Below are 22,693 nucleotides of genomic sequence, written 5' to 3'. Positions count from 1 at the left end.
AATCCCAAATTTGTTAGATACAACCAACAAAAAAAACACTTTCCCATTCAGCTGAATGAGAAAGCGTTGTTATTGTAATTATAATTAGTTCTGCATCACAAAATCATTCTGAACACTGTCGGTCTCGTTATATACCTTCAGAATCTCATATCGCGTATTGCGCTGTGCCGGGATTTTGCCTGCTTCGCGAATCAGCTTCAAGATCAGCTCAATGTTCACCTTATGTGTGGTGCCCGCAGCAGATACGACGTTCTCTTCGATCATCGTGCTGCCAAAGTCATTGCAGCCGTAGGACAGAGACAGCTTGCCGACCTCCGGTCCCATCGTAACCCATGACGATTGGAAGTTGTCAATATTGTCAAGCGTAATACGGCCAATCGCCAGCGTCTTAAGGTATTCCTCCGGCGTTGCCTTCTCCCGCTTCATGTTCGTGTTGTCCGGCTGGAACGTCCACGGAATGAACGCAAGGAAGCCCTTGGAATCATAGCCGTTCGCGATACATTCATCCTGAGCGTCACGCACACGAAGCATATGAAGCGCACGCTCCTCCATCTCCTCGCCGAACCCGATGACCATGGTGGCCGTTGTATTCATCCCGATACGATGCGCGATCTTCATCACATCCATCCAGTCGGTCCATGAGCCCTTCAGCCTGCTGATCTTGCGGCGAGTACGATCATCCAGAATCTCCGCGCCGCCGCCGGGCAGCGAATCCAGTCCAGCTTCGTGAATTTGGCGGATGACCTCTTCAAGTGAAAGGCCTTCCGAAACTTCGCGCATCTTATGAATTTCAGCAGGGGAAAACGAGTGCATCGTAATATTCGGGAAGTGCTGCTTGATCTTGCGCAGTATATCCACATAATACGTAAAAGGAAGGTTCGGGTTGGTGCCGCCCTGCATGAGAATTTCCGTTCCGTTGACATCGATCGTCTCTTGAATTTTACTCAATATGGTCTCATCTGGGAGAACATACCCTTCATTCGATCCAGGCGCTCTATAGAAAGCGCAGAATCGGCAGTACACGTCGCACACATTCGTATAGTTAATATTCCGGCCTACGACGAATGTTGTAATAGGCTCAGGATGCTTCCGCAGCATAATCTGATTGGCAACATGCCCCATCTTCTCGATTTCATCGGACTCGAACAGCGTAATACATTCCTCCAGCCCAATTCTTGAGCCTTGAAGCGCTTTATCTAATATGCGATCAACATTATTCATGGTCAGCGTGACCTCCTATATGTGCAGCTTCTCCGTACCTTTATAAGGCTTCCTTCTCATACTACCACAAATAATACGGCATCGTCATCCGACGATTAACGAAGATAATAAAGCCCCACATGCTGAAAACGCGGCTTGTCCGTCCGGACAGCCGCATTATCGCTCTATATCGCCTTATATGATTATCCTAATAAACTAAGCTTCGTTAATCTCCCGCTTCGCAGCTTCCAGCGCCTGCTGCAAATCAGCGATAATATCATCCGCATGCTCAATACCAACAGAGAACCGGAGCAGACGATCATCAACACCGATCTGGCGGCGGATATCCTCAGGAATATCAGCATGGGTCTGAACCGCTGGATAAGTCATCAGTGATTCAACTCCGCCCAGACTCTCCGCGAACGCAATCAGCTTGATATGGCGAAGAATCGGCTCCACATAACGGGCATCCTTCACCCGGAAGGAGAAGATGCCCGTATTGCCGGATGATTGCCGGCTCTGAACATCGTGACCTGGATGATCAACGAGCGCAGGATAGTACACGGCCTCGACAGCTTCATGTGACAGAAGCCAGTTCGCTACAGCGGTCGCATTGTGCTGATGACGCTCCATCCGCAGCGCCAGCGTCTTCATTCCGCGCATAAGCAGCCATGAATCCTGAGCGCCCAGCACCGCGCCAAGCGAATTGTGATAGAAGGCCATTTCTTCGGACAGCTCCTTGCCTTTCGTTACGATCAATCCGGCAAGCACATCGTTATGTCCACCCAAATATTTGGTCGCGCTATGAATGACAATATCCGCTCCCAGCTCGATTGGGCGCTGGAAATATGGCGTCAGCAGCGTGTTGTCCACAATAGTCAGTAGCCCCTTGGCTTTCGCCCAGGCGCATACACGCTCGATATCGGTTATCATCATAAGCGGGTTCGTCGGCGTCTCGATCAGAACCGCCCGCGTAGACGGCGTACACAGCTGGGACATCGCATCGATATCGTTCGTGTCCACATAGGAGGCGGTGATGCCGAATTTGCTCAGTATCCGCTCAATAAGACGGTACGTGCCACCGTAAAGATCCAACGATACGATCAAATGATCACCAGATTTGAACATGGCGAAGATCGTCTGAAGCGCGGCCATTCCCGTGCTGCATGCGAAGCCGGCATCGCCGGACTCCAGCTCAGCGGCAGCATCCTCCAGCACCTTGCGGGTCGGACTCTTCGTGCGCGCATAGTCAAATCCAGTACTCTCGCCCAGCTTGGGATGACGGAATGCTGTAGCTTGATAGATCGGGAAGCTGACTGCGCCCGTAACCGGCTCGTTCTGTGATCCAATTTGGGCTAAACGGCTTTCAATTTTCATGAGTGAATAGCTCCTTTGATTCATTATTGATGGAAGATTTATATATGCGCCCCAAGATCAAACGGGGTTTGCTGGTACACATAATAGTTCAGCCAGTTCGAGAACAGCAGGTTCGCATGGGCCCGCCAGCTCGCAAGCGGGAGCAGCGAAGGATCATCATTCGGAAAGTAGTTGCGCGGCACATTAATGCCGAGCCCTTTGGCCTTGTCCCGGTCATACTCGAATTTCAGCGTCAGCGGATCATACTCCGAGTGGCCGGTAACGAAGATCTGCTTGCCATTCTTCGAGGCCGCAATGTAGACGCCCGCTTCCTGCGACATCGACAGTACCTCCAGCTCAGGCACGCTTTCAATATCGGCACGGCGCACTTCCGTATGGCGCGATTGCGGCACGAAGAACATTTCGTCAAACCCGCGCAGCAGCGGCACATTCCGCTTCTCAACTGTATGCGGATATACACCGAACATTTTCTCCGGCAGATCGAACTTCTGAATCCCGTAATGGTGATAGAGGCCAGCCTGTGCGCCCCAACAGATATGGAATGTCGACGTTACGCGGCGGGCGCTCCAGTCCATAATATCCTTCAGCTCTTCCCAATACGTCACATCTTCAAAGGGAATGTGCTCAACAGGAGCACCGGTAATGATCATGCCGTCATAGTACTCATGCGCAATATCATCGAACGTCTTGTAGAACGATTCCAGATGCTCCGCTGATGTATTCTTGGATGTATGCGTCTTGGGATGGAGCAGCACAGCCTCCAATTGCAGCGGCGTATTCCCGATGAGCCTCAGCAGTTGAGTCTCCGTCGTCTCCTTCGTAGGCATCAGATTCAGAATCGCGATACGGAGCGGACGAATATCCTGATGGTACGCCACGCTTTCATCCATCACAAAAATGTTCTCATTGTTCAATATTTCCTTGGCAGGCAAATGGTCCGGCACTTTGATCGGCATCTTTGTCTCACTCCTTTATGTTAGTAAGCAAGCTCTCCAGCACTATAAAGACGAATATGCGCAAATGAAAAGCCCCTCTCTGAAAACGAGAAGGGGCATTAGGAACTTATTCATGCGCCTCTCATCTCTCAGAAACATTGCTGTTTCCGCAAGAATTAGCACCGTGCTGTTACGCCGGTTGCCGGGCTTCATCGGGCTGGTCCCTCCGCCTGCTCTTGATAAGAAAGCTAAAACTATTCAGTTGATTCGTTAGACTTAGTATTACTTTAATTCATTCCCATATTCCAGTCAAGATACTCATTGGTGAAAAAAGAACCGTTTCATGAATTCGCACCGCATCCGCCCATGCGCATATTATAGATGTATGTAAAGGCGCGAGTTTTTTCTTGTATGGGAAGTCACCAAGGGAGTATACTAGTGCAAGGATTACCAAGCTTGTCAATTCAATTGCAAAGGGGTGTCGACGAATATGGAAGGCGACCCGAGGCCTGCGGGAAACCGCATTGATAACCGGTACGAACCGGAGATTGGCGTGTCCGCTTTGTTTCATACAAACCTGTTCGTCTACGACCGCCTTCACTTATTCGGCTAGACAGTTTTGGTTTGCATATGAAGTGCAGCGTTCACCTCTCTTCCGGCATGCCGGCATCCGGGAACACTTACATCAAGGATGAGAGGAGAGAGCGAAATGAAGATCCGTCTGGTTAACAACGGCTTGTTCACACCTGTTGACGACATTCATGCCCTGCAGAAGCCGCCCGCTGAAGGCTTCTATTGGATCGATGCGGATGTTGACGATTTGACTGTGCTGCAGCCGCTATTCACGCTTCACGAGCTCGCGGTAGAGGACTGCTTGAGCGAAGAGGAGCAGCGGCCAAAGATCGAAATTCATGACGGCCATTATTTTATTGTTATTAACAGCATCCGCTTCGATGATGAGGAGATCTTTCTTCGAGCCCTGAATATTTTTCTGGGACGCCATTATATAATTACCGTTACCAAGCAAAAGATTAATGAACTGCGCTCCCTGAAGCCGATCCTGCTGGAAGAGCAGGTGGACCGCCCCGACCGTTTCCTATACCACCTGGTCGATATCGTTGTCGACAATTATTTTCAGGTTGGGGATCGGATCGAGGCCCGGATCGAGAGTCTGGAGGAGGACATTCTCGTCCATACGAAGAAATCGCATCTCAACGAAATCATCGGCTTGCGAAGCGAGATTCTATGGCTCAAGAAGGTGCTGGGTCCGCAGAAGGAAGTAATAGCTACTCTGAATAAGAAGGATCTGAAGCTCATTGATGACCAGCTGCAGAAGTATTTCAGCGATATCTATGAGAATGCGGTCAAGATTGCGGAGACATTCGAGACTTACCGCGATCTGATGGCGAACTTGCGTGAGGCTTATCAATCCAGCCTAGCCAACAGAGCGAATGAAATTATGCGCGTCTTCACCGCGCTGACGACGATTTTCATGCCCTTGACCTTCATTACCGGCATCTATGGAATGAACTTCGACTATATTCCAGGCCTCCACACCACGGGAGGATCCTATATACTGCTCGGCATTATGTTTTTCCTTGCCGCAGGCATGCTGTATATTTTCCGCAAGAAGGATTGGCTGTAGCAATCCCATGCTCGGAGGAGCCACCGTTTCGTCTACGGTGTGCTTTGGGAGCCATGCTGAAAACATTCCTGCGAAAATGCAGTTTTTTCTCTCGTTCCGTCCTGTAGAAAGCAAATGCCTGCCAAAGTGCAGGCATTTGTCGCATTTTCATCCCGATCAGCCGATTCCACCTTATATGCCTGCGCTATCGCAGGCTTTCTCTCATCAACAGCTCCTTTAGGCCGAAATTCCTGCACTTTTGCATCTTTACACTTTAGCACTCTTAAACTTTACCCTTTCCCTCCCTCTTCCCTTCCGTATGCCTTCCCCTTCCCCTTCCCCTTGCCCTGCCTCCCTTCCTGCCCCTCCTGCCAAGCTGAGAAACCGTTGTCCTAGTTAAATCCCCTTGCACATTGACATCAAACATATGGAGAGCTGCCCAACTATGGACGGCTCTCCGCATGTTTGGGATGCTTGCCGGATCGCGCAAAAATAATATCTATATTTTTACATGATATGGTATAATCTTCGAGTGGAAATGATCTTGAGGAGGCTTATTATTCACATGCGTTTTATGAAACTGGTACTTCTCAGCTTTATAGCAGCTTTGCTCTGTTTGACTGTAGCACCAGCCAGTACGCTCATCACAGCAGCAGCAGCGCCTGCCAAGCTCGCAGCGGGCAAGAAACAGCTCGTAGCCTTTAAGTATTACAGCACAACAGCCAAAAATGTTTATCTGGCGGGAACCTTCAACAAATGGTCTCCCACTGCCATCAAGATGAAGAAAGCTAAGGACAGCCCTTGGTTCACTGCCTCGGTCACACTGGATCGCCAAGCGGAGTATAAATTCGTCGTTGACGGCGTCTGGTCGGGTGATCCGTTCAATCTGGCGACCGTCGGCCCTGACGAGAATGCGCTGTACAATCCTGCAGTGAATGGGACAACAAATGTAAATCCGAAGATCAAAGTTTTCTCCAGCAAGCATTTTGATTTTTTCACGATGGATGGCAAGGACAAGACGAAGGAATTGGAAGAGAGCTACTCCAAGCTGACCGCTCTTATTCCCTCATGGAAGCTGGCAACTGTCATGCCCAAAATCCGTTATTATGCGGCAGATTACACGAACAACTTGCAGGACTCTATCCTGAACTATCCGGTACCGTTTGCCCGTTACAGCACAAGCGAGATTTACGATCTGTGGAATGTGTCCTCTACGCACGAGCTAGTCCATCTGCTTGTCAGTGTCCCTAATACGTTCTTCAATGAGGGTGCAGCGCAGGCGCTGCAGCTTGAAGGAAACAAAACTTATCGGGAGCAGAATGTGAACCTCGTCGCCAAGGCCTTATTCGCAGCGTCAGACGAATACGATGTCAATACGTTGATGACGCAGTTCATCACAACAAGCGAGGAATACTCGCTTGCAGGCTCTTTTATTTATTATCATCTCTATGTCATGAAGAAGCCTGATCAGCTTCGCGCGTTTCTGATGAGCTTGAAGGGCGGCGAGCAGCAGAGCCAGCTTGCCATAAAGTACAAGAAGCATGTAGGCAAAGAACTGCAAGCTACAATTACAGCTTGGAAGAGCTGGCTAGAGCAGATTACAGAGCAGGACGATATATATGTAAAATGGTAAACGGAGCTTTGACTGGATAGCCCCTCAAAAAACAACAAGAAAGCATCCAACCCTATCTATTAAAATAGGGCAGGATGCTTCTTTCGTTTCAACAGAACAACCGGGAGCGCGATGCAGCATTTTACTTGCTGCCAATCAGAATATAGCTGAGCGGCAATGGCGCAGATTCCGATTCCAGATGGCCGGCTACATTCGAGATATCATGAGGATATTCTTGAAAATACCGGATTTGGGCTCCGTAATTGATCATGGATTGAATAATGCCCGACATTGTATGCGGAAACCAGTATTGCGTCTGTCCTTCATATTGCACACCGCCAACGTAGTCGAGGCCTCCGTTATCAATGAAAGGAGTAGCCTTGAAATACGAATTGACGATGGTTTTGTCCTTCTCATCAAACATATCAATAATAGGATGCATTTCATACATAAAGATGCTGCCACCCTCTGCCAGCAGGTCAGTAACCTTAAGGAAGAATCGATCCAAATCCGGCATCCAGCCTAAAGTCCCTACCGATATGTAGACAATATCGAATTGACCGTAATAGCTATCGGGAATTTCATAAATATCCGTTCTCACGAATGCGGCAGGTATGCCGAGATGCTCCGACAAGCTGACCGCCTCTTCAATCGCGGCATCAGAGATATCGAATCCGACACATTGGGCTGCCCCCAGCTTCTTCAGCGAAAGCGTCTCAATTCCCGTATTGCAGCATAATTGCGCGACCCTCTTGTCCTTTATACCGAATTCGAGCAGCTTGTTGACCACAATATCATCCAAAGCGATATCATCCCTGGCGGAGAACTTCTCCCTCTGAATCTCCCCCCGGGCCTCCAAATGTTTAGGGGTTACTTCATTCCACGCTGCCCTGTTCTGCTCTGTATAATCCTTCAGCTTCATGACGCGCTAACTTCCCCCTTCTTCGCACTCTCTAATAATAATGGTTGAATTAGATATTAATGTATGCACATGAAATAATATAGTATAATGAAACCAATTATTCAAACATCTACTAGCTCACGGTATTAGGAGGAGGAACTTTTCTTGGAGCTTTCCATCCATTATGCGGCAGCCAACGAGCTGCAGCTCGTCCATGGCATCATGCAGCAGGCGTTTGCAGAATATGCTGGTTTGCTTGTTCCTCCCTCTGGAGCGCTGCTCGAGAAGGAGGAGAATCTCCCTCTCCTGCTTGCTGATGGGAAGGGTACAGCACTGCTCGGGAAGATTAATGATATACCGGTCGCTTCCGCACGTTATTTTGTTAAACCGGACTTCATCTATGTCGGGCGCATATCTGTGCTTCCAGACTATAGAGGGAGAGGCATTGCTGCGGCAATTCTCAGTTTCGTAGAGCAGGAGGCAGCCAGATTGAACAAACGCGAGATCCAGTTGGAAGTCCGCATGTCGATTCCGGCGAATATTGTAATGTATGAGAAGCTGGGCTACACGATTATCGAGCATATTCCGTATGCCACAGGGACGGATGTCTCTGTCACGATGTCGAAGCCGGCCCCGCCGCTTGCGACGATATGAACAAAGCGCCCGCAGCATAAGATGTTTCCATCGCGCTGCGGGCGCTTGTTAATTGTGCCCGAATGGATAAGTAAGCAGTCCCGTCTAGCTTTCCGATTCTCCTGCCAGCGCTTGCACGCGCCCCTTCTCCAGATTGACGAACATAAGCATAATGATGCCGATAATAAAAAATGCGATCAGGGACAATATTCCAAGCCGGATAGATCCCGTTAGCGCTCCTGTCAGGGAGAAAATAAGCGGCCCCGCAACAGAAGAGAATTTGCTGGACAAGCTGAGGAATCCGAAAAATTCCGCCGTCCGTGATGGCGGCACCAGATTGGCGTAGATGGAACGTGATATCGCCTGACTGCCGCCTTGCACGAGGCCTACCATAACGGCCAGCGCATAGAAGTGGGACGCATCTGCCATGAAATAACCAAGTATAACGATCACAACATACAGTGAGAGCGATCCGTACAATGATTTCTTGACCCCGAGGCGTGAGGCCAGACGGACAAACAATAGCGTGCTTGGATAGGCAATAAACTGTGTAATTAGAAGGGCGATAATCAGATCCTTCGTGCCGATCCCGATTCCTTTGCCATAGACAGTTGCCATTACGATGACCGTATTAATGCCATCATTATAAAACCAGAACGAAACCATATATTTGAGCAGCTCGGGATAGCGCTTTAATGTCTTGATCGTGTGTCCGATTCTGCTGAAGCCATTCTTAATCGTATCACCAAGCCCTGTGCCAGAGCGTGGGACAGTTCTCTCCTTGACATGCCGCATAATCGGGATTGAGAATACGAGCCACCAGATGCCGACTGTAAGGAACGCTGCCTGGGTAGCTATTGTTTTGTCCGGGAACCCGAACATCTTCCATCCCTCAATCATCGCTACATTAAGAGCGAGAAGCAGCCCGCCTCCCAAGTAACCAAAAGCAAAGCCCCGCATGCTAAGCGCGTCACGCTTCTCCGGCGGTGCAAGATCGACTAATAAGCCGTCATAGAAGGTGTTCCCTGTCGAGAAGCCGATTGTTCCCACGATGACAAGAATAGAAGCAAGCAGCCAATCCCCTTCGCCGGTAAAGGCCATCCCAGCGCTAGCCAGCGCTCCAAGAACGGCAAAGAAGGTTAGAAACTTCAGCTTCGAGCTCGTATAGTCCGCAATCGCCCCCATGATGGGAGACAGAATGGCGACCGAGAACGTCGCGATGGATTGTGTAAACCCCCAATAGTACGCTGCGGTTTCTTCGGATAGATGGATACCGGCAACGGATACATAATAGATGGGCATTACCACTGCCAGAATGGTGGTGACATAAGCCGAGTTGGCCCAATCATACATCAACCAGCCACGAATTGCTTTGTGATTCAACTGAACTGCTCCTCTCGATTGACAAAAAAATGGTTTTTATTCTTTTTCATTCGACAGTGCTGCACGCAATCCCTTTAACTTCCATGTAAAGAATAGCTAAAGCTATTTCATTGCCAGTGCCATAGTATACGATTCGAATTGACTTTCCCTTTTGCTGTCCGTACAGTTTTCATTTATAATATATGGATAGGTGATAAAAATCTTTGATCGAATTGGAGGATTCAATGAACATTAGTCAGCTTGAAACGTTATTGACGATCTCCAAGACGATGAGCTTCCGCAAAGCAGGAGAGCTGCTCAATCTGACACAGCCAGCCGTATCCGCCCAGATCAAGAGCTTGGAGGATGAATTCAAGACCGTGCTGATCGATCGCAACCAGCCCGTCACATTAACCGACCGCGGTCAGGTGTTCTTGGAGCATGGTGAACAAATACTCGCAATTGTTGAGGAGCTCAAGCAGAAGCTGTCGGACTTGAGCCAAATTCCGCAAGGTCACATTGTACTGGGCACAACAGCATCGATCGCCATTCAAATTTTACCCCGGGTGCTGTCATATTTTAAGGATCAATTCCCCATGATAAAGACAAGGATTCATTCCATGCCCTCATCCCAGGTTATGACCAGTGTTGAGAATGGTACCGTTGATATCGGTATTACTTATTTGTCAGAACGCAATCCTAATGTCGAAACCTCCATTCTATACTACGACACTTATGAGCTTGTCGTCTCCCCAGAGCACCCGATGAGCCGCCTCAAGCATACGACGGTAGAGTCGCTAAAGGACATCCCGATGATTATGCTCTCACCCGATACACTCGGCAGACGCTTCCTCGACCAGATTTTCAAACGCTACAACCTGCAGCCGAATATTGTGATGGAGCTGTCCAGCAGTGAGGAAGTAAAGCGGATGGTGGAGATCAATCTCGGCGCCGCAGTTGTCTCCAAACTGTCCATCGTCAATGAAGTAAGGCTCGGCACATTGAACAAGATCAAGGTTAATGAACTGGATTTGAGCCATCCCGTCGGTGTTGTCTACAAATCCGGCCGTTATCTGAATTCTGCCATGCAGCAATTTTTGAGTGATTTGAAAGGAATGCCGGAGGATCATTTCATTAGCAGTGAATAGGAGGATATGCCACTATGAAGTTCGATTTACATACCCATCATTTCCGCTGCGGTCATGCAGACGCTAATATCGAAGACTATATCCAAGCTGCCATCAGGGCAGAGCTGGACGTAATCGGCATCTCCGACCACTCTCCCTATTTTGCGAACGAGCTCGATCATCCCCAGCCGGGCATTGCGATGGCCAAGAGCGAGTTTGCCAACTATGTGGAAGAGGTGCTCAGGCTAAAGGCCAAATACGAAGGTACAATCGATGTGTTGTTAGGGGTGGAGTCTGATTTCTATCCGGAGCATATTGAGCTGTACAGAAGCGTTTATGACCAATATCCGTTTGACTACATTATCGGATCCGTCCACCAGACTAGAGGGGTCAGCATCTTCAACCGCAACCGATGGAAAAATACTCCTGCCGCCAAACATGCGGAGGAGAAGCAGCATTACTACGAGCTTATCGCGCAATCGGCGCGCAGCGGAGTGTTCCAGGTGCTGGGGCATATCGACGCCATGAAGGGCTACTATCCGGCCTTCTCCGATATTCAGGCTGATGAGGCCATTGATGCCTCGCTTGCCGCCATCGCTGAGAGCGATGTGGCCATTGAGATCAATACATCAGGCAAGACCAAGGATGTCGGCGGCTGGTATCCATCTGACGCTATACTGGAGCGGGCGCTTCATTATGGCGTGAAGGTTACATTCGGCTCTGATTCGCATCTTCCTAGCCGTGTTGGGGATGACTGGGAGCTTGTTCGCCAGCGGCTCAAAGAGATCGGATTCAAGCAGTGGGTGTATTATAAGCAGAAAAAAGCGGTTGTTGTACCGCTCTAGACAAAAAAAAGCGGACCTGCACGCTACAGGTCCAATAGTATATTGTTAAAAGGGGGTCTTGTTAATTATAATAGCCCACCAATATGATAATAAGGTAACAGCAGCATTTCATTTGTGTAACAAATATGATATCGCCTCCAGTTCACTCCGCACATGAACAGAAAACAACATGCTATCTGCGATGGAAGCATAGCTTCTTAATGGAGGATTCGACCGATTCCACGAAGCGTCGCAGACTCTGCCTGGCGCGATGTCCGGCTGACTGCTTCATAATGGATCCCCAGCCATCATAACGCCCTCCATGCCCTGATATGAGCCGGTACAGCTCCCTTACCCTGTCATTAACCGTATCGAGACGCACATCCTCATATTTGCTAATGACGAGCGGATACGGGTAGCTGGTGTCCGGGTCTGCCTTCTTATCCTTCTCAATGCGATATCCAAGATTCTGCAGTGTGTATTCCATCTCTTGCCGGTCTCTGTCCTGCTGAAAAAACAGCCAGTGGTACACATTCCGGGGCTGGTTAATGTTGTCGCCCTTATGAATCAACGCATAGATCATCTGGGCATTATGCACGAACAGCTCTTCAAGCTGATCCGGCAGCATGTAGTTGTAGAACGTCCACTGCGGGTCCGGTTTGATATAATACTGCGTACGGAACTGCCAGTTATTGTTCATCCATTCCCTTATCATTCCCTCATTCACACAGCCGTTGCCCAAGTAATAATAGAACTCAAGACGTGTCATGGAATTGATTCGTCCTATATACAGCGCTGCTCCCAAGCTGCTGAGCCATTGCTCAAGCCTCGCTTCGAATCGTTCCAGAAGCTTGATAAACTCCCGCTTCGTATGTTTCTTTTCCCTTATCGGATATAAATTAACGGTAATCGACAGCAGTTCATCGTAACCGTTCAATGGGGCCTCCGACTTGTAACCAGCATTAACAAGGACGCGCAGCAGCTCCGATTCCGTTCGGCGTTCGTAGAATCCCCAATTGTCCGTCATGAAGCACACCTCGATCCTGTAACGTCTCTGGCATAATGAGCTGTTCCATTCTATTATAACGTTTCCACATGTCAGAGCGCCATTCCTTAATTCGACCTATTATGCACCATTGATTGCTGTTCTGCAACGACACTTACTTATATATGGTATATATTTATTATATAGCATTTAGGAATTGCTGTCGAAAGCTGCCCCCAATCGAAACGATTTATGCTACAATAGAGGGAGCAAAAGAGGGGTGATACCATGGATTATTCCAAAATGTGCCCAAAGTATGAATGCGCTTCAGATTTGCTGGGCAAGAAGTGGACGAGTCTGATCGTTCGTGTCCTTCTTGGCGGACCTAAGCGGTTCAAGGAAATTAAAGAGCAGATTCCTGAGATGAGCGACAAGATGCTGACGGACCGAATGAAAGAGCTTGAGCATTGCCTGATCATTAAACGACAAGTTTATCCGGAGATGCCTGTCCGGATCGAATATGAGCTCACTGATAAAGGACGCGGATTGGAGCCTGTTATTCAATCCATTCAGGATTGGAGCGAGGAATGGTGTTAAGCTGCCGTTGATGGATACGGCAGCTTTTCACTCTATTAGACGCCAATATTGAAGAAAGAACCCTTCCATCGTGAAGGGTTCTTTCTTCTTGAGAACCCCGCTTATCAACGCACGGTTCACCGAATGGACCGCTTGGCAGGCAGAGCAGGAATCCGTTTAAAGGAGCCTTAGAGGCAGAATGCCTGAGAAAGTCCGGTGGATTCCGGTTAACCAAGGTGGTTGACACCCGTACCGCTCCCACCGCACTGGTAGCTGCGCGTGCTTCAGACCTGTACCAAGTGACTGACTACAACACATCCGGTTGGTGGGGCGAGGAAAGCCTGCGGAAGCGCAGGATTTTCGGCTAAAAGAAGCCTTGGAGGGCAGAATGCCTGCAGAAGCGCAGGAATATATGACGGAATGGGCCGATATTGGGCGAACACGACGAAATGCCTGCACTTTGGCAGGCATTTCGTCTACGGACAGGGCGTTATGAGTAAAAACCTGCTTGCCAGCAGGAATTTTATCCGACAGTGGAGCCACTTCCCTCGGCTGAGGTTATTTCGACAGCTTTCATCTGCCAGCAGTCCTTCCCGAGTAAAAACCTGCAGACGTGCAGATCTGGAGTGTCCAGGTGTGCAGGTTCGAAGGCTTGCAGGTTCGACGTTTATGCAAATCGCCCGCCTCGTCATGATCTCTCGGAGCGGTAACAACTCCAGTAAAAAAAGGCTGTCCCGGTCATCATCCCTGATGAGCTGTGGACAGCCTTTCTGCGTGCTAACTGCTTACATGCCAAGCCATTGCTTGAACAATTGCTTCGTCGTATCCTTGTTCATTGCTGCGATCGATGTAGTGAGCGGAATGCCCTTCGGACAGGAGCGGACGCAGTTCTGCGAATTGCCGCAGCCTTCGATTCCGCCTTCCTCCATAAGCGCATCCAGGCGCTCCTCCTTGTTCATCTCACCCGTAGGATGAGCATTGAACAGACGAACCTGAGAGATTGCCGCAGGCCCGATAAAGCTGTTCCGTTCGTTCACGTTCGGACAAGATTCCAGACAAACGCCGCAAGTCATGCATTTGGACAATTCATACGCCCATTGACGCTTCGTCTCCGCCATTCGCGGACCAGGACCGAGATCATAAGTGCCGTCAATCGGAATCCATGCTTTAACGCGCTTGAGCGCGTTGAACATCCGTTCGCGATTGATAACAAGGTCACGGACAACCGGGAAGGTGCGCATCGGCTCCAGCCGGATCGGCTGCTCCAGCTTGTCTACCAATGCTGTACATGCCTGACGAGGCTTGCCGTTAATGACCATCGAGCAAGCGCCGCATACTTCCTCCAGACAGTTGGATTCCCAGCACACCGGCGATGTGCCCGCGCCATCAGCTTTCTTAGGGTTGCGCTGAATCTCCATCAGCGCGCTGATGACGTTCATATTCTGGCGGTAAGGAATCTCGAACTGCTCCGTATAAGAAGGCGCATCGGGTTTGTCCTGACGCGTAATAATAAACTTGATTGTTTTGTTCGCTACCGTCGTGTCAGCCATCGTTATTCTCCTTTCTTCTTATCAGTTCTTATCCGTCGTATAATCGCGTTTACGCGGTGGAATAAGCGATACATCGATATCTTGATACGAAATTTCCGGACCATCCGCCGTCCATTTCGCAATCGTTGTCTTCATGAATTTCTCATCGTTGCGCTCAAGGAAATCCGGCTTGTAATGCGCTCCGCGGCTCTCGTCACGAAGCAGGGCGCCCTTGGTCATCGCTTCGGACAGCTCGAGCATATTCCACAGCTGGCGGGTAAAGGCTACACCGGCATTGTTCCAGCGTGCTGTATCATTGATGTTAATGCTGCCGTAACGCTGCTTGAGCTCCTTGATCTTCGCAATCGTCTCTTCCAGCTTCTTGTTGTAACGGACAACCGTCATATTGTTGGTCATCCATTCGCCAAGCTCCTTGTGCAGCACATAAGCGTTCTCGGAGCCGTCCATCTTGAGGATCCGTTCATACTTATCGGTCTGTACCTTCTTCTCGCGGTCGTAGACGGAGGAGGAGATATCTTCAGCGGATTTCTTCAAGCCGCGAATATATTCAACCGCCTTGGGCCCTGTAATCATACCGCCATAGATGGCCGACAAGAGCGAGTTCGCTCCGAGACGGTTCGCACCGTGGTATTGATATTCACATTCACCCGCTGCGAACAGACCGGGAATATTCGTCATTTGATTGTAATCGACCCACATGCCGCCCATAGAGTAGTGAACAGCAGGGAAAATTTTCATCGGTATTTTGCGCGGATCATCACCCATGAACTTCTCATAGATTTCAATAATACCGCCGAGCTTAACGTCCAGCTCCTTGGGATCCTTATGCGACAGATCAAGATAAACCATGTTCTCGCCGTTCACGCCAAGTTTCATATCGACGCAGACATGGAAAATTTCACGGGTCGCGATATCACGCGGAACAAGGTTGCCGTAGCCGGGATATTTATCTTCAAGGAAATACCAAGGCTTGCCGTCCTTGTACGTCCAGATCCGGCCGCCTTCGCCGCGCGCGGATTCCGACATCAGACGCAGCTTGTCATCCCCGGGAATAGCGGTTGGGTGAATTTGAATAAATTCCCCGTTCGCATAATGAACGCCCTGCTGATAAACAGCGCTTGCTGCCGTGCCTGTATTAATAACCGAGTTCGTTGTTTTGCCAAAAATAATACCGGGGCCGCCTGTTGCCAAAATAACGGCATCTCCAGGAATCGTGTGCACTTCCATCGTGCGCAGGTCCTGACAGGACACGCCGCGGCATACGCCATCGTCGTCAAGCACCGCACCGAGGAATTCCCAGTGCTCGTACTTGGTTACAAGACCCGCTGTCTCCCAGCGGCGTACTTGCTCATCCAGCGCGTACAGCAGCTGCTGGCCTGTCGTCGCGCCTGCGAATGCTGTCCGGTGGTACTTGGTACCTCCGAACCGGCGGAAGTCAAGCAAGCCCTCCGGCGTCCGGTTGAACATAACGCCCATCCGGTCCATCAAGTGGATAATGCCCGGAGCCGCGTCGCACATCGCTTTAACTGGCGGCTGATTCGCCAGGAAGTCGCCGCCGTAGATCGTATCATCGAAGTGCTCCCATGTGGAGTCGCCTTCGCCCTTCGTATTTACTGCACCGTTAATACCGCCTTGCGCGCACACGGAATGTGAACGCTTCACGGGCACGACAGAGAACAGGTCTACGTGCACGCCTGCTTCCGCCGCTTTTATAGTAGCCATCAGACCGGCAAGGCCGCCTCCGACGACAATTACTTTATTCTTAGCCATCTCGATTCGCTCCTTGTCTAAGTCCTATACGATATTCGTCCATGCGATAGCAGCAGATGCCGCTTCTTTAAATTCTTCTCCGCGGAATGCAAACAGCGACATCAGGAACATAGCCGCAACAATGACGAACACGACCATCCAGATGTAGGACGAGATGCGCTGTGCGCGAGGGCCAACCGTAATGCCCCAGCTAACGAGGAAGGACCACATGCCGTTGCTGAAGTGGAACACTGCCGCGATAACCCCGATGATGTAGAGTGCAAGAAATAATCCATTCGTCGAAATATCATGCATAACGCCGCCCAGCTCTTCATGCCCTACATTGCCAATGGCTACCTGAACGCGCGTCTGGAATAGATGCCAGACAATGAAGATAAACGTGATGACGCCCGATATCCGTTGAAATGTAAATGCCCAGTTGCGGCCATAATGATACTGTCCCATGTTGACATTGGACTGGTAAGCGATATACAGCCCGTAGACCCCGTGGAACAGCAGCGGCAGCCAAATTCCGACCGTCTCCAGAACAGGAACAAGCGGAAGGCTGTTCAAGAAATTAACCGCATCCTTAAAGCCCTGCGGGCCACCCTCAACTGCAGCGAAATTCGTCAGCATATGTTCAATGAAGAACAGGCCGAGCGGAATCACCCCAAGAAGTGAGTGAATCTTGCGCGATAAGTACGTATTACCTTTCATAACATTAACGTTCTCCTTTCAAGACTGTGGGTAGCATTCGCCAATCTTCGCCAAAACCATGTATCATTGTAACTCTGGCTATTGGAGGCGTCAATAATCCTCGCGACACAAATTAGCCACACTTCACATCATACTCTTTTTACGCTTATAATGGAATTGCATATTTTTCATTAAAAGTTATAACAAATTCGCATATAGAGCCGGAGGTTCCCGCTATGCTGGACGAGCTGCACGTGTTTGCCATTGTAGTTGAGCAATCGAGCATGAATAAAGCTTCAGCCAAACTTAACCTGTCCCAGCCTGCCCTCTCCCGCAAAATAGCCAAGCTTGAGGAGGAGCTCGGTGTTGTCCTGTTCCGGCGTATCGGCAAACGGCTGGAGCTGACCCGAATCGGACAGCTTACCTATGATTATGCAGTCGAGATCCGCCAGAGCCATCTGCGTTATTTGCAGATGCTTGCCGACTATAACTCCGCTGGCCGGTCGGCGCTTACGATAGGCGCGAGCCTTACAACACTGCAGACGACGCTGCCTGATCTTATTCAGGTGCTAACCGAGCGCAGCCCGGAGCTTGATATTAAGGCCATAACAGGCAAGACGCATGAGATCGTTACGCTCGTCCGTGACCGGAAGGCGGATATCGGCATTGTCGCTTCCCGGATCGATGATCCCGCGCTGCACTGCATCCCGCTGTTCGATGATCATCTCATGCTGGTCATGCCGCGCAACCAGTTCGTGATGGACAAGGGCCAGCCCGTAATCGGCGATCTGAACGGCTTGCCGATGATTCTGTTCTCCAAGGGAACCTGGTACCGCATCCTGACCGATGAGCTGTTCGAGCGGTTCCGGCTGCGGCCTGATGTGCGGATGGAAATCGATTCTTTCGAAGCCATCCTTCGCCTTCTCCATACGTGCCGGGCGGGCACGCTGCTGCCCAAGTCTTATTTGCGCCCCCAGTTGCTCAGCGATAACGATCTCATGATTGTACCGATCCGCGAGCTTGAAGAATCGAAACGGACGACTTCACTTATCCATGCCGAGGAAGAAAGCCTCAGCCCCGCCGTCAGGCTGTGGATCGATCAGATCGCAACGCATTTCAAACGCCCGTAATAAGGTGTGCTGTGAACAGTCCGCCTGTGAGACAAATGCTCGCTCTAATAACAAAAGGACAGTAACCGTGTTATGCGGTCCTGTCCTTTATTGTTGCCAATTATCTCATCTAAATCCATCCCTGCTCGATCCGTGATCCGCAGGAGCTTGAAGATGCCGTCTCGTGCAGATCCCGGCGCGCGGCGGGCGTGTTGGCAGTCGGACTCTGCCTAGCGTGTGACGGACTCTTCGAATTCCTCGATTTGCTCATTGGTGCCGATGACGACCATAATGTCACGCTCCTGCAGTACATCTGTAGCAGCAGGCGCAATGATAATGCCGCTTGACTTGTTAATCGCTACAATGCTGCAGCCGAATCTTGCGCGGGGATTAAGCTCCTGCAGCGATTTGCCGGAGAGGCACTTCGGAACGGAGAGCTCCGCGATTGTATATTCCTTGGAAAGCTCGATATAGTCCAGCAGATTCGGGGACACCAGCTGATGGGCTACGCGAATGCCCATGTCGCGCTCCGGATAGACGACGCGGTGCACGCCGATTTTCTCCAGCACCCTGCCGTGCAGCTCAGTCATCGCTTTGGCCACCACTTGCTTGACTCCAAGATCGGTAAGCAATATCGTCGTGAGAATACTCGCTTGTATATCATCCCCGATCGCGACAACGCCGGTGTCGAAGTTGCGCACGCCCAGCGAACGCAGCACCTCCTCGTCTGTCGATTCGGCTACAACGGCATGGGTCAGCACATTGCTCATTTCCTGAACAACCTCTTCGTCCTTATCGACGCCTAATACCTCATATCCAAGCTCTATTAATTCTCTGGCCAAGCTCGAGCCGAAACGGCCGAGTCCGATAATGACAAACTGCTTATTCTTCATTGTGCTTCTTTTTCCCCTATCCAATAATAATTTTCCCTTCCGGATACCTGTACAGCTCTTTCTCTGTACGCGGTCCAAGCGCATAAGCAAGCGTCAGCGGCCCGAGCCTTCCGGCAAACATCGTGAGCGCTATAATAATCTTGCCGACCGTAGACAGCTCCGGGGTTACGCCAAGCGATAAACCAACCGTGCCGAAGGCGGAAGTGGTTTCGAATAATATTTTGATAAAAGCTTTATCCTCTGTCGTGGACAACACCATCGTGACGAATACAACAAGAGCGAGCGACAGCACAGTAATGGTCAAAGCTTTGAAAATGCGCTCCCGCGCCAGCCGATAGTTGAAGAGGACGATATCCTCCTTGCCGCGGATCATCGCAATAACCGCACCGATCAGCGTCGTGAATGTTGTCGTCTTGATGCCTCCGCCTGTTGAGCCCGGTGAAGCGCCGATAAACATCAGGATAATGATGAAAAACTGGGTCGCCTGCCTCAGTTGAACCAGATCGACCGTATTCGGCCCAGCCGTTCTCGGGGAGACGGATTGATAGAAGGACGCTAATATTTTGCCGCCCCAATCCAATGATCCAAGCGTTCCCTTATTCGTAAATTCGAATATAAAGATCACAATCGTCCCGACCCCGATTAACGCGCCAGTTGCGGTTAGTACGACCTTGGAGTGAAGCGAAAGCCGTCTCTTGGAGCGTAATTCAAGCAAGTCCGACATGACAATAAATCCGAGTCCGCCCAGTATAATAAGAAGCATCGTTACGATGTTAACGAGTGGATCGTTTACATATGAGGTAAAACTGACGTATGGAGCACCAAATTGTCCGAACAGATCAAAGCCTGCATTGTTAAACATCGATACGCCATGGAAAATGCCGAAGTAGATCGCTTGTCCAAGCGGCATATCGAATGACCAGCGGATCGCGAACAGCGCTGCACCGACGAATTCGATGACGAAGGCATAGAGAACCACCTTCCTGATCAGCCGCACAATCCCCTCCATGCTGCTCTGATTCATCGCTTCCTGCAGGATCAGCCGCTCCTTGAGCGAAATCCGCTTGCGGAGAACGAGGGCAAACAAGGTCGCCATCGTCATGAAGCCAAGACCGCCGATCTGGATCAGGATCAGAATAATGATCTGGCCAGCCACTGAATAGTGGCTCCCGGTATCTACCGTTACCAGCCCCGTCACGCAAGTCGCCGAGGTAGCTGTGAACAGCGCATCGATAAAGGCCGTTGACGTGCCGTCCCGTGAAGCGAATGGCAGGGACAGGAGCAGTCCGCCCAGCAGGATGATCAGCGCGAAGCCTGTCATCAATACCCGGGGAGGTGACCATTTGGTAAGTTTTAAGAACGAAAAAATGTTGATATATCCCACTCCCTTTGAACACATCACCATCGCAGTTTCAGCGCACAAAAAAAAGCACTGGATTCCCAATGCAATCATGCGGTGAGTCCTGTTCCAAGCAGCCTACGAGGTTAGCTGACGGATTCGGGCCCGGACAGGCGGCCCTATTCGCTAAAGCGAAATTCACCCCATGCCGCCCGGCGCCTCACTAAGCAGTGCTGAGAATGCTGGCAGCAGTATGGTTCCCCCGATTTCGCAAACGAAATTCGGCTGTTCTATGCAATTGATACAAATTATAAAACCAAAGCAAATAAAAGAACAACCGACAATTAGGGAGAAAAAGAACCAAATTAGGTCAAAATAAAGCTGTCTGCCGCTTAAATCGGCACATGGCTTGTATTATTGATGCCCTATCTCACTCAATGTATGAAAATGAATGCAATTGGATGGATAAATACGGAAGTTGTATGATATGGTAGTTGTAAATGGTTATTTTGCTTATATTACAGAGATAGAGGTGTATGAATGAATCAACTTAAGCAGCAACCTAACTGGACCCTGTATTCGATCTTCGCAGCAATCGGTATCGTCATTTATCTCGTCGTTCAGGTGCTGCCTTCAACGGCACAGTCATTCTTCGATGCCGGCACAAGCGGAATCATTGCGAAGAGCGCGGCTGAAGAAGCAGCAGACGAGTTCGTCCAGGCTCATTTCGGCCAGAAGCCTGCAAGCACACATGCCATTCATCAATCCAATCAGCTGCTCTATGGTTATTTGTCCAAGGAAAAGCTGTTTGATCAATATGGTGAGAAATATGATGACAGGTTCCCGACAGATACGTTTCAGGTCAACACTGAAATGCCGGATGACAGCAAGCTTTTTATCTATGTACATATGGAAACGGGGAAAGTCGTCAGTTGGAACCGCTATAGAGCTGTCGATACAGATCTCTTGGGATCCAAAGAGCAGTTCGATGCAGCGATGGACTTCGCAGAGGAGCAAGGGTTTCAAAGAGATGCGCTGAAGACGTCAAAGCTCAACACATTGACGGGAGCGGTATGGCTGGAGGTCAAAGGGGCCAAGGCCGGCGAAGCGCCGCTTATTCTGAAGATCCGCAGCGAAAAAGTGAAAGGCGATCAGTCGATTGTCATCTCGGAGTACAAACCGACCTTTAAAGTGCCTGAAGCCTATGAAAGCTACGTTGACAAGCAAACCAGCATCGGCTTGTGGCTATCCATCGGCGGCAGCATGTTCTTGTCCTTCGTATTATTCGTACTGGCTATTATTTATGCGGCCATATACCGGAAGCACACCTCCTTCAAAAGAGGCATTCTGCTCACCGTCATTTTCCTGGGCTTCTATATGGCGAATAACTTCAATATGATGGATGGCATTCTCGCTGAGCTTGGGGAACAATTAGATGTTGGTGCCATGATGATCTTCAATATGGCGTTTACAGCCGTCGTCACCGTTCTCCTGGCAGCAGCCGTCTATTTCTCCGTCATTGGCGGTGATGGCTTGTGGCGGTCTATGGGACGCAGACTATGGCCGAGATCCGGCGAGGCTGGTTATGGCGACCATGTATGGCGCAGCATGTGGCTCGGCTATCTGGCTGCCTTCTCCCTGCTTGGCCTGCAAACGGTCATTTTTATCGTATGGAACGGGATCACGGGAGCCTGGTCAACCTCAGATGTGACGCAATCTCCGTATAATCTGGCGGCGCCTTGGCTGTTCCCTGTTCTCGCCTGGTGTGCTGCCATATCCGAGGAAGCTGTGTTCCGCCTCTTCGGAATCGGCTTGATGAAGCGATGGTTCAAGAATACCTTTGTCGCGGCGCTCATCCCTACAATTATATGGGCGCTTGGACATGTTACGTATCCCATCTTCCCTGCGACTACGCGTTTGGTTGAGCTGACGATTCTTGGGCTCCTCTTCAGCTTCTTATTTCTGAGATACGGATTTATTATGACGGTCTTCACCCATGCGATCTTCAACAGCGTCATGATGGCGATCTCCCTTATGTTCATGGGCTCGTTTGGCAATATCCTGTGGGGAATCTTCTACATCGTCCTGCCGATTCCGATTGCCTGGCTGATTCGCATGTGGGACCGCAGAATACCCGATGACAAGAGAAAACAGCCTGTTCCCGTCTTGGAACCGGATCAGGCTGCTACGTAGGAAGAGAG

At 50.1% G+C, this 22,693-nt stretch carries 20 protein-coding genes and 2 riboswitches; of the genes, 9 read left to right on the top strand and 11 right to left on the bottom strand.

Annotated elements, in window-relative coordinates:
• Positions 1–84: 84 nt before the first annotated feature.
• The 3 genes from mqnC to metA all read right to left on the bottom strand — a co-directional run bounded on the left by mqnC (position 85) and on the right by metA (position 3,533).
• The gene (mqnC, locus tag K0T92_RS07620; protein ID WP_219871834.1) at positions 85–1,221 is read right to left on the bottom strand and encodes a cyclic dehypoxanthinyl futalosine synthase; all 1,137 of its coding nucleotides are present in this window, start codon (positions 1,219–1,221) and stop codon (positions 85–87) included.
• A 195-nt stretch (positions 1,222–1,416) separates the two neighbouring features.
• Entirely contained in the window at positions 1,417–2,577 is a 1,161-nt protein-coding gene (locus K0T92_RS07615) for a PLP-dependent transferase (protein ID WP_219871833.1), read from the bottom strand.
• Between the two features lie 38 nt (positions 2,578–2,615).
• Complete coding sequence (gene metA, locus K0T92_RS07610; protein ID WP_219871832.1) at positions 2,616–3,533, bottom strand: homoserine O-acetyltransferase MetA; 918 nt, start codon at positions 3,531–3,533, stop codon at positions 2,616–2,618.
• A 118-nt stretch (positions 3,534–3,651) separates the two neighbouring features.
• Positions 3,652–3,758: riboswitch (SAM riboswitch) on the bottom strand.
• 244 nt (positions 3,759–4,002) lie between these two features.
• Between metA and K0T92_RS25275 the strand changes: the two genes are divergently transcribed.
• The 3 genes from K0T92_RS25275 (at position 4,003) to K0T92_RS07600 (ending at position 6,769) form a co-directional block, all read left to right on the top strand.
• Entirely contained in the window at positions 4,003–4,125 is a 123-nt protein-coding gene (locus tag K0T92_RS25275) for a hypothetical protein (protein ID WP_281423119.1), read from the top strand.
• A 96-nt stretch (positions 4,126–4,221) separates the two neighbouring features.
• Positions 4,222–5,157: a magnesium/cobalt transporter CorA gene (corA, locus tag K0T92_RS07605; protein ID WP_219871831.1), complete on the top strand. Its 936-nt coding sequence runs from the start codon at positions 4,222–4,224 to the stop codon at positions 5,155–5,157.
• Between the two features lie 544 nt (positions 5,158–5,701).
• On the top strand, positions 5,702–6,769 hold the full coding sequence (locus K0T92_RS07600) for a glycogen-binding domain-containing protein (RefSeq protein ID WP_219871830.1): 1,068 nt from the start codon (positions 5,702–5,704) through the stop codon (positions 6,767–6,769).
• Positions 6,770–6,890: 121 nt separating this feature from the next.
• Here K0T92_RS07600 and K0T92_RS07595 read toward each other — a convergent pair whose 3' ends face one another.
• A complete protein-coding gene (locus tag K0T92_RS07595; RefSeq protein WP_219871829.1) occupies positions 6,891–7,670 on the bottom strand; it encodes a class I SAM-dependent methyltransferase in 780 nt (259 codons plus the stop codon).
• Positions 7,671–7,814: 144 nt separating this feature from the next.
• Between K0T92_RS07595 and K0T92_RS07590 the strand changes: the two genes are divergently transcribed.
• Positions 7,815–8,303, top strand: coding sequence for a GNAT family N-acetyltransferase (locus K0T92_RS07590; RefSeq protein WP_219871828.1), 489 nt, complete (start codon positions 7,815–7,817; stop codon positions 8,301–8,303).
• A gap of 84 nt (positions 8,304–8,387) precedes the next feature.
• Here K0T92_RS07590 and K0T92_RS07585 read toward each other — a convergent pair whose 3' ends face one another.
• Positions 8,388–9,665, bottom strand: a complete 1,278-nt coding sequence (locus K0T92_RS07585; RefSeq protein WP_219871827.1) for an MFS transporter — start codon at positions 9,663–9,665, stop codon at positions 8,388–8,390.
• Between the two features lie 224 nt (positions 9,666–9,889).
• Between K0T92_RS07585 and K0T92_RS07580 the strand changes: the two genes are divergently transcribed.
• Both K0T92_RS07580 and K0T92_RS07575 read left to right on the top strand, forming a co-directional pair.
• Entirely contained in the window at positions 9,890–10,792 is a 903-nt protein-coding gene (locus K0T92_RS07580; protein WP_219871826.1) for a LysR family transcriptional regulator, read from the top strand.
• A gap of 14 nt (positions 10,793–10,806) precedes the next feature.
• Positions 10,807–11,616 (top strand): histidinol-phosphatase, encoded by an 810-nt coding sequence (locus K0T92_RS07575; RefSeq protein WP_219871825.1) that lies wholly within the window; start codon positions 10,807–10,809, stop codon positions 11,614–11,616.
• Between the two features lie 172 nt (positions 11,617–11,788).
• Here the strand turns inward: K0T92_RS07575 and K0T92_RS07570 are convergent, their stop codons facing one another.
• Complete coding sequence (locus tag K0T92_RS07570) at positions 11,789–12,622, bottom strand: DUF695 domain-containing protein (protein ID WP_219871824.1); 834 nt, start codon at positions 12,620–12,622, stop codon at positions 11,789–11,791.
• 246 nt (positions 12,623–12,868) lie between these two features.
• On the opposite strand from K0T92_RS07570, the gene K0T92_RS07565 reads away from it, so the two are divergent.
• Positions 12,869–13,177, top strand: a complete 309-nt coding sequence (locus K0T92_RS07565) for a winged helix-turn-helix transcriptional regulator (RefSeq protein WP_219871823.1) — start codon at positions 12,869–12,871, stop codon at positions 13,175–13,177.
• A gap of 764 nt (positions 13,178–13,941) precedes the next feature.
• On the opposite strand, the gene sdhB is transcribed toward K0T92_RS07565, so the two are convergent.
• From sdhB to K0T92_RS07550, 3 genes are read right to left on the bottom strand one after another with little or no spacing between them, the layout of a single operon-like run.
• A complete protein-coding gene (gene sdhB, locus K0T92_RS07560; protein WP_219871822.1) occupies positions 13,942–14,706 on the bottom strand; it encodes a succinate dehydrogenase iron-sulfur subunit in 765 nt (254 codons plus the stop codon).
• A gap of 21 nt (positions 14,707–14,727) precedes the next feature.
• A complete protein-coding gene (gene sdhA, locus K0T92_RS07555; protein ID WP_219871821.1) occupies positions 14,728–16,476 on the bottom strand; it encodes a succinate dehydrogenase flavoprotein subunit in 1,749 nt (582 codons plus the stop codon).
• Between the two features lie 24 nt (positions 16,477–16,500).
• A complete protein-coding gene (locus tag K0T92_RS07550; protein ID WP_219871820.1) occupies positions 16,501–17,172 on the bottom strand; it encodes a succinate dehydrogenase cytochrome b558 subunit in 672 nt (223 codons plus the stop codon).
• A 215-nt stretch (positions 17,173–17,387) separates the two neighbouring features.
• Between K0T92_RS07550 and K0T92_RS07545 the strand changes: the two genes are divergently transcribed.
• Entirely contained in the window at positions 17,388–18,281 is an 894-nt protein-coding gene (locus K0T92_RS07545; protein WP_219871819.1) for a LysR family transcriptional regulator, read from the top strand.
• Between the two features lie 209 nt (positions 18,282–18,490).
• Here K0T92_RS07545 and K0T92_RS07540 read toward each other — a convergent pair whose 3' ends face one another.
• Together K0T92_RS07540 and K0T92_RS07535 are read right to left on the bottom strand one after the other, a co-directional pair.
• Complete coding sequence (locus tag K0T92_RS07540; protein ID WP_219871818.1) at positions 18,491–19,153, bottom strand: potassium channel family protein; 663 nt, start codon at positions 19,151–19,153, stop codon at positions 18,491–18,493.
• A 16-nt stretch (positions 19,154–19,169) separates the two neighbouring features.
• Positions 19,170–20,474, bottom strand: coding sequence for a TrkH family potassium uptake protein (locus K0T92_RS07535; RefSeq protein ID WP_246627982.1), 1,305 nt, complete (start codon positions 20,472–20,474; stop codon positions 19,170–19,172).
• A 138-nt stretch (positions 20,475–20,612) separates the two neighbouring features.
• Positions 20,613–20,789, bottom strand: a riboswitch (cyclic di-AMP (ydaO/yuaA leader).
• Between the two features lie 243 nt (positions 20,790–21,032).
• Between K0T92_RS07535 and K0T92_RS07530 the strand changes: the two genes are divergently transcribed.
• On the top strand, positions 21,033–22,685 hold the full coding sequence (locus K0T92_RS07530) for a CPBP family intramembrane glutamic endopeptidase (protein WP_219871817.1): 1,653 nt from the start codon (positions 21,033–21,035) through the stop codon (positions 22,683–22,685).
• Positions 22,686–22,693 lie beyond the last annotated feature (8 nt).

This window comes from Paenibacillus oenotherae (assembly GCF_019443105.1).
Lineage (GTDB): Bacteria > Bacillota > Bacilli > Paenibacillales > Paenibacillaceae > Paenibacillus_Z > Paenibacillus_Z oenotherae.
Note: the sequence above shows the minus strand (reverse complement) of the source record. Positions and strands in the feature narration are given on the sequence as shown.

Excerpts from the sequence above, each read along its gene's own strand:
- K0T92_RS07580 (WP_219871826.1), top strand. The coding sequence starts at position 9,890 with ATGAACATTAGTCAGCTTGAAACGTTATTGACGATCTCCAAGACGATG.
- K0T92_RS07575 (WP_219871825.1), top strand. The coding sequence starts at position 10,807 with ATGAAGTTCGATTTACATACCCATCATTTCCGCTGCGGTCATGCAGAC.
- K0T92_RS07550 (WP_219871820.1), bottom strand. The coding sequence starts at position 17,172 with ATGAAAGGTAATACGTACTTATCGCGCAAGATTCACTCACTTCTTGGG.
- K0T92_RS07535 (WP_246627982.1), bottom strand. The coding sequence starts at position 20,474 with ATGACAGGCTTCGCGCTGATCATCCTGCTGGGCGGACTGCTCCTGTCC.
- sdhA (WP_219871821.1), bottom strand. The coding sequence starts at position 16,476 with ATGGCTAAGAATAAAGTAATTGTCGTCGGAGGCGGCCTTGCCGGTCTG.
- mqnC (WP_219871834.1), bottom strand. The coding sequence starts at position 1,221 with ATGAATAATGTTGATCGCATATTAGATAAAGCGCTTCAAGGCTCAAGA.
- K0T92_RS25275 (WP_281423119.1), top strand. The coding sequence starts at position 4,003 with ATGGAAGGCGACCCGAGGCCTGCGGGAAACCGCATTGATAACCGGTAC.
- K0T92_RS07565 (WP_219871823.1), top strand. The coding sequence starts at position 12,869 with ATGGATTATTCCAAAATGTGCCCAAAGTATGAATGCGCTTCAGATTTG.
- corA (WP_219871831.1), top strand. The coding sequence starts at position 4,222 with ATGAAGATCCGTCTGGTTAACAACGGCTTGTTCACACCTGTTGACGAC.
- K0T92_RS07530 (WP_219871817.1), top strand. The coding sequence starts at position 21,033 with ATGAATCAACTTAAGCAGCAACCTAACTGGACCCTGTATTCGATCTTC.
- K0T92_RS07595 (WP_219871829.1), bottom strand. The coding sequence starts at position 7,670 with ATGAAGCTGAAGGATTATACAGAGCAGAACAGGGCAGCGTGGAATGAA.
- K0T92_RS07570 (WP_219871824.1), bottom strand. The coding sequence starts at position 12,622 with ATGACGGACAATTGGGGATTCTACGAACGCCGAACGGAATCGGAGCTG.
- sdhB (WP_219871822.1), bottom strand. The coding sequence starts at position 14,706 with ATGGCTGACACGACGGTAGCGAACAAAACAATCAAGTTTATTATTACG.
- K0T92_RS07545 (WP_219871819.1), top strand. The coding sequence starts at position 17,388 with ATGCTGGACGAGCTGCACGTGTTTGCCATTGTAGTTGAGCAATCGAGC.
- K0T92_RS07540 (WP_219871818.1), bottom strand. The coding sequence starts at position 19,153 with ATGAAGAATAAGCAGTTTGTCATTATCGGACTCGGCCGTTTCGGCTCG.
- K0T92_RS07600 (WP_219871830.1), top strand. The coding sequence starts at position 5,702 with ATGCGTTTTATGAAACTGGTACTTCTCAGCTTTATAGCAGCTTTGCTC.
- metA (WP_219871832.1), bottom strand. The coding sequence starts at position 3,533 with ATGCCGATCAAAGTGCCGGACCATTTGCCTGCCAAGGAAATATTGAAC.
- K0T92_RS07615 (WP_219871833.1), bottom strand. The coding sequence starts at position 2,577 with ATGAAAATTGAAAGCCGTTTAGCCCAAATTGGATCACAGAACGAGCCG.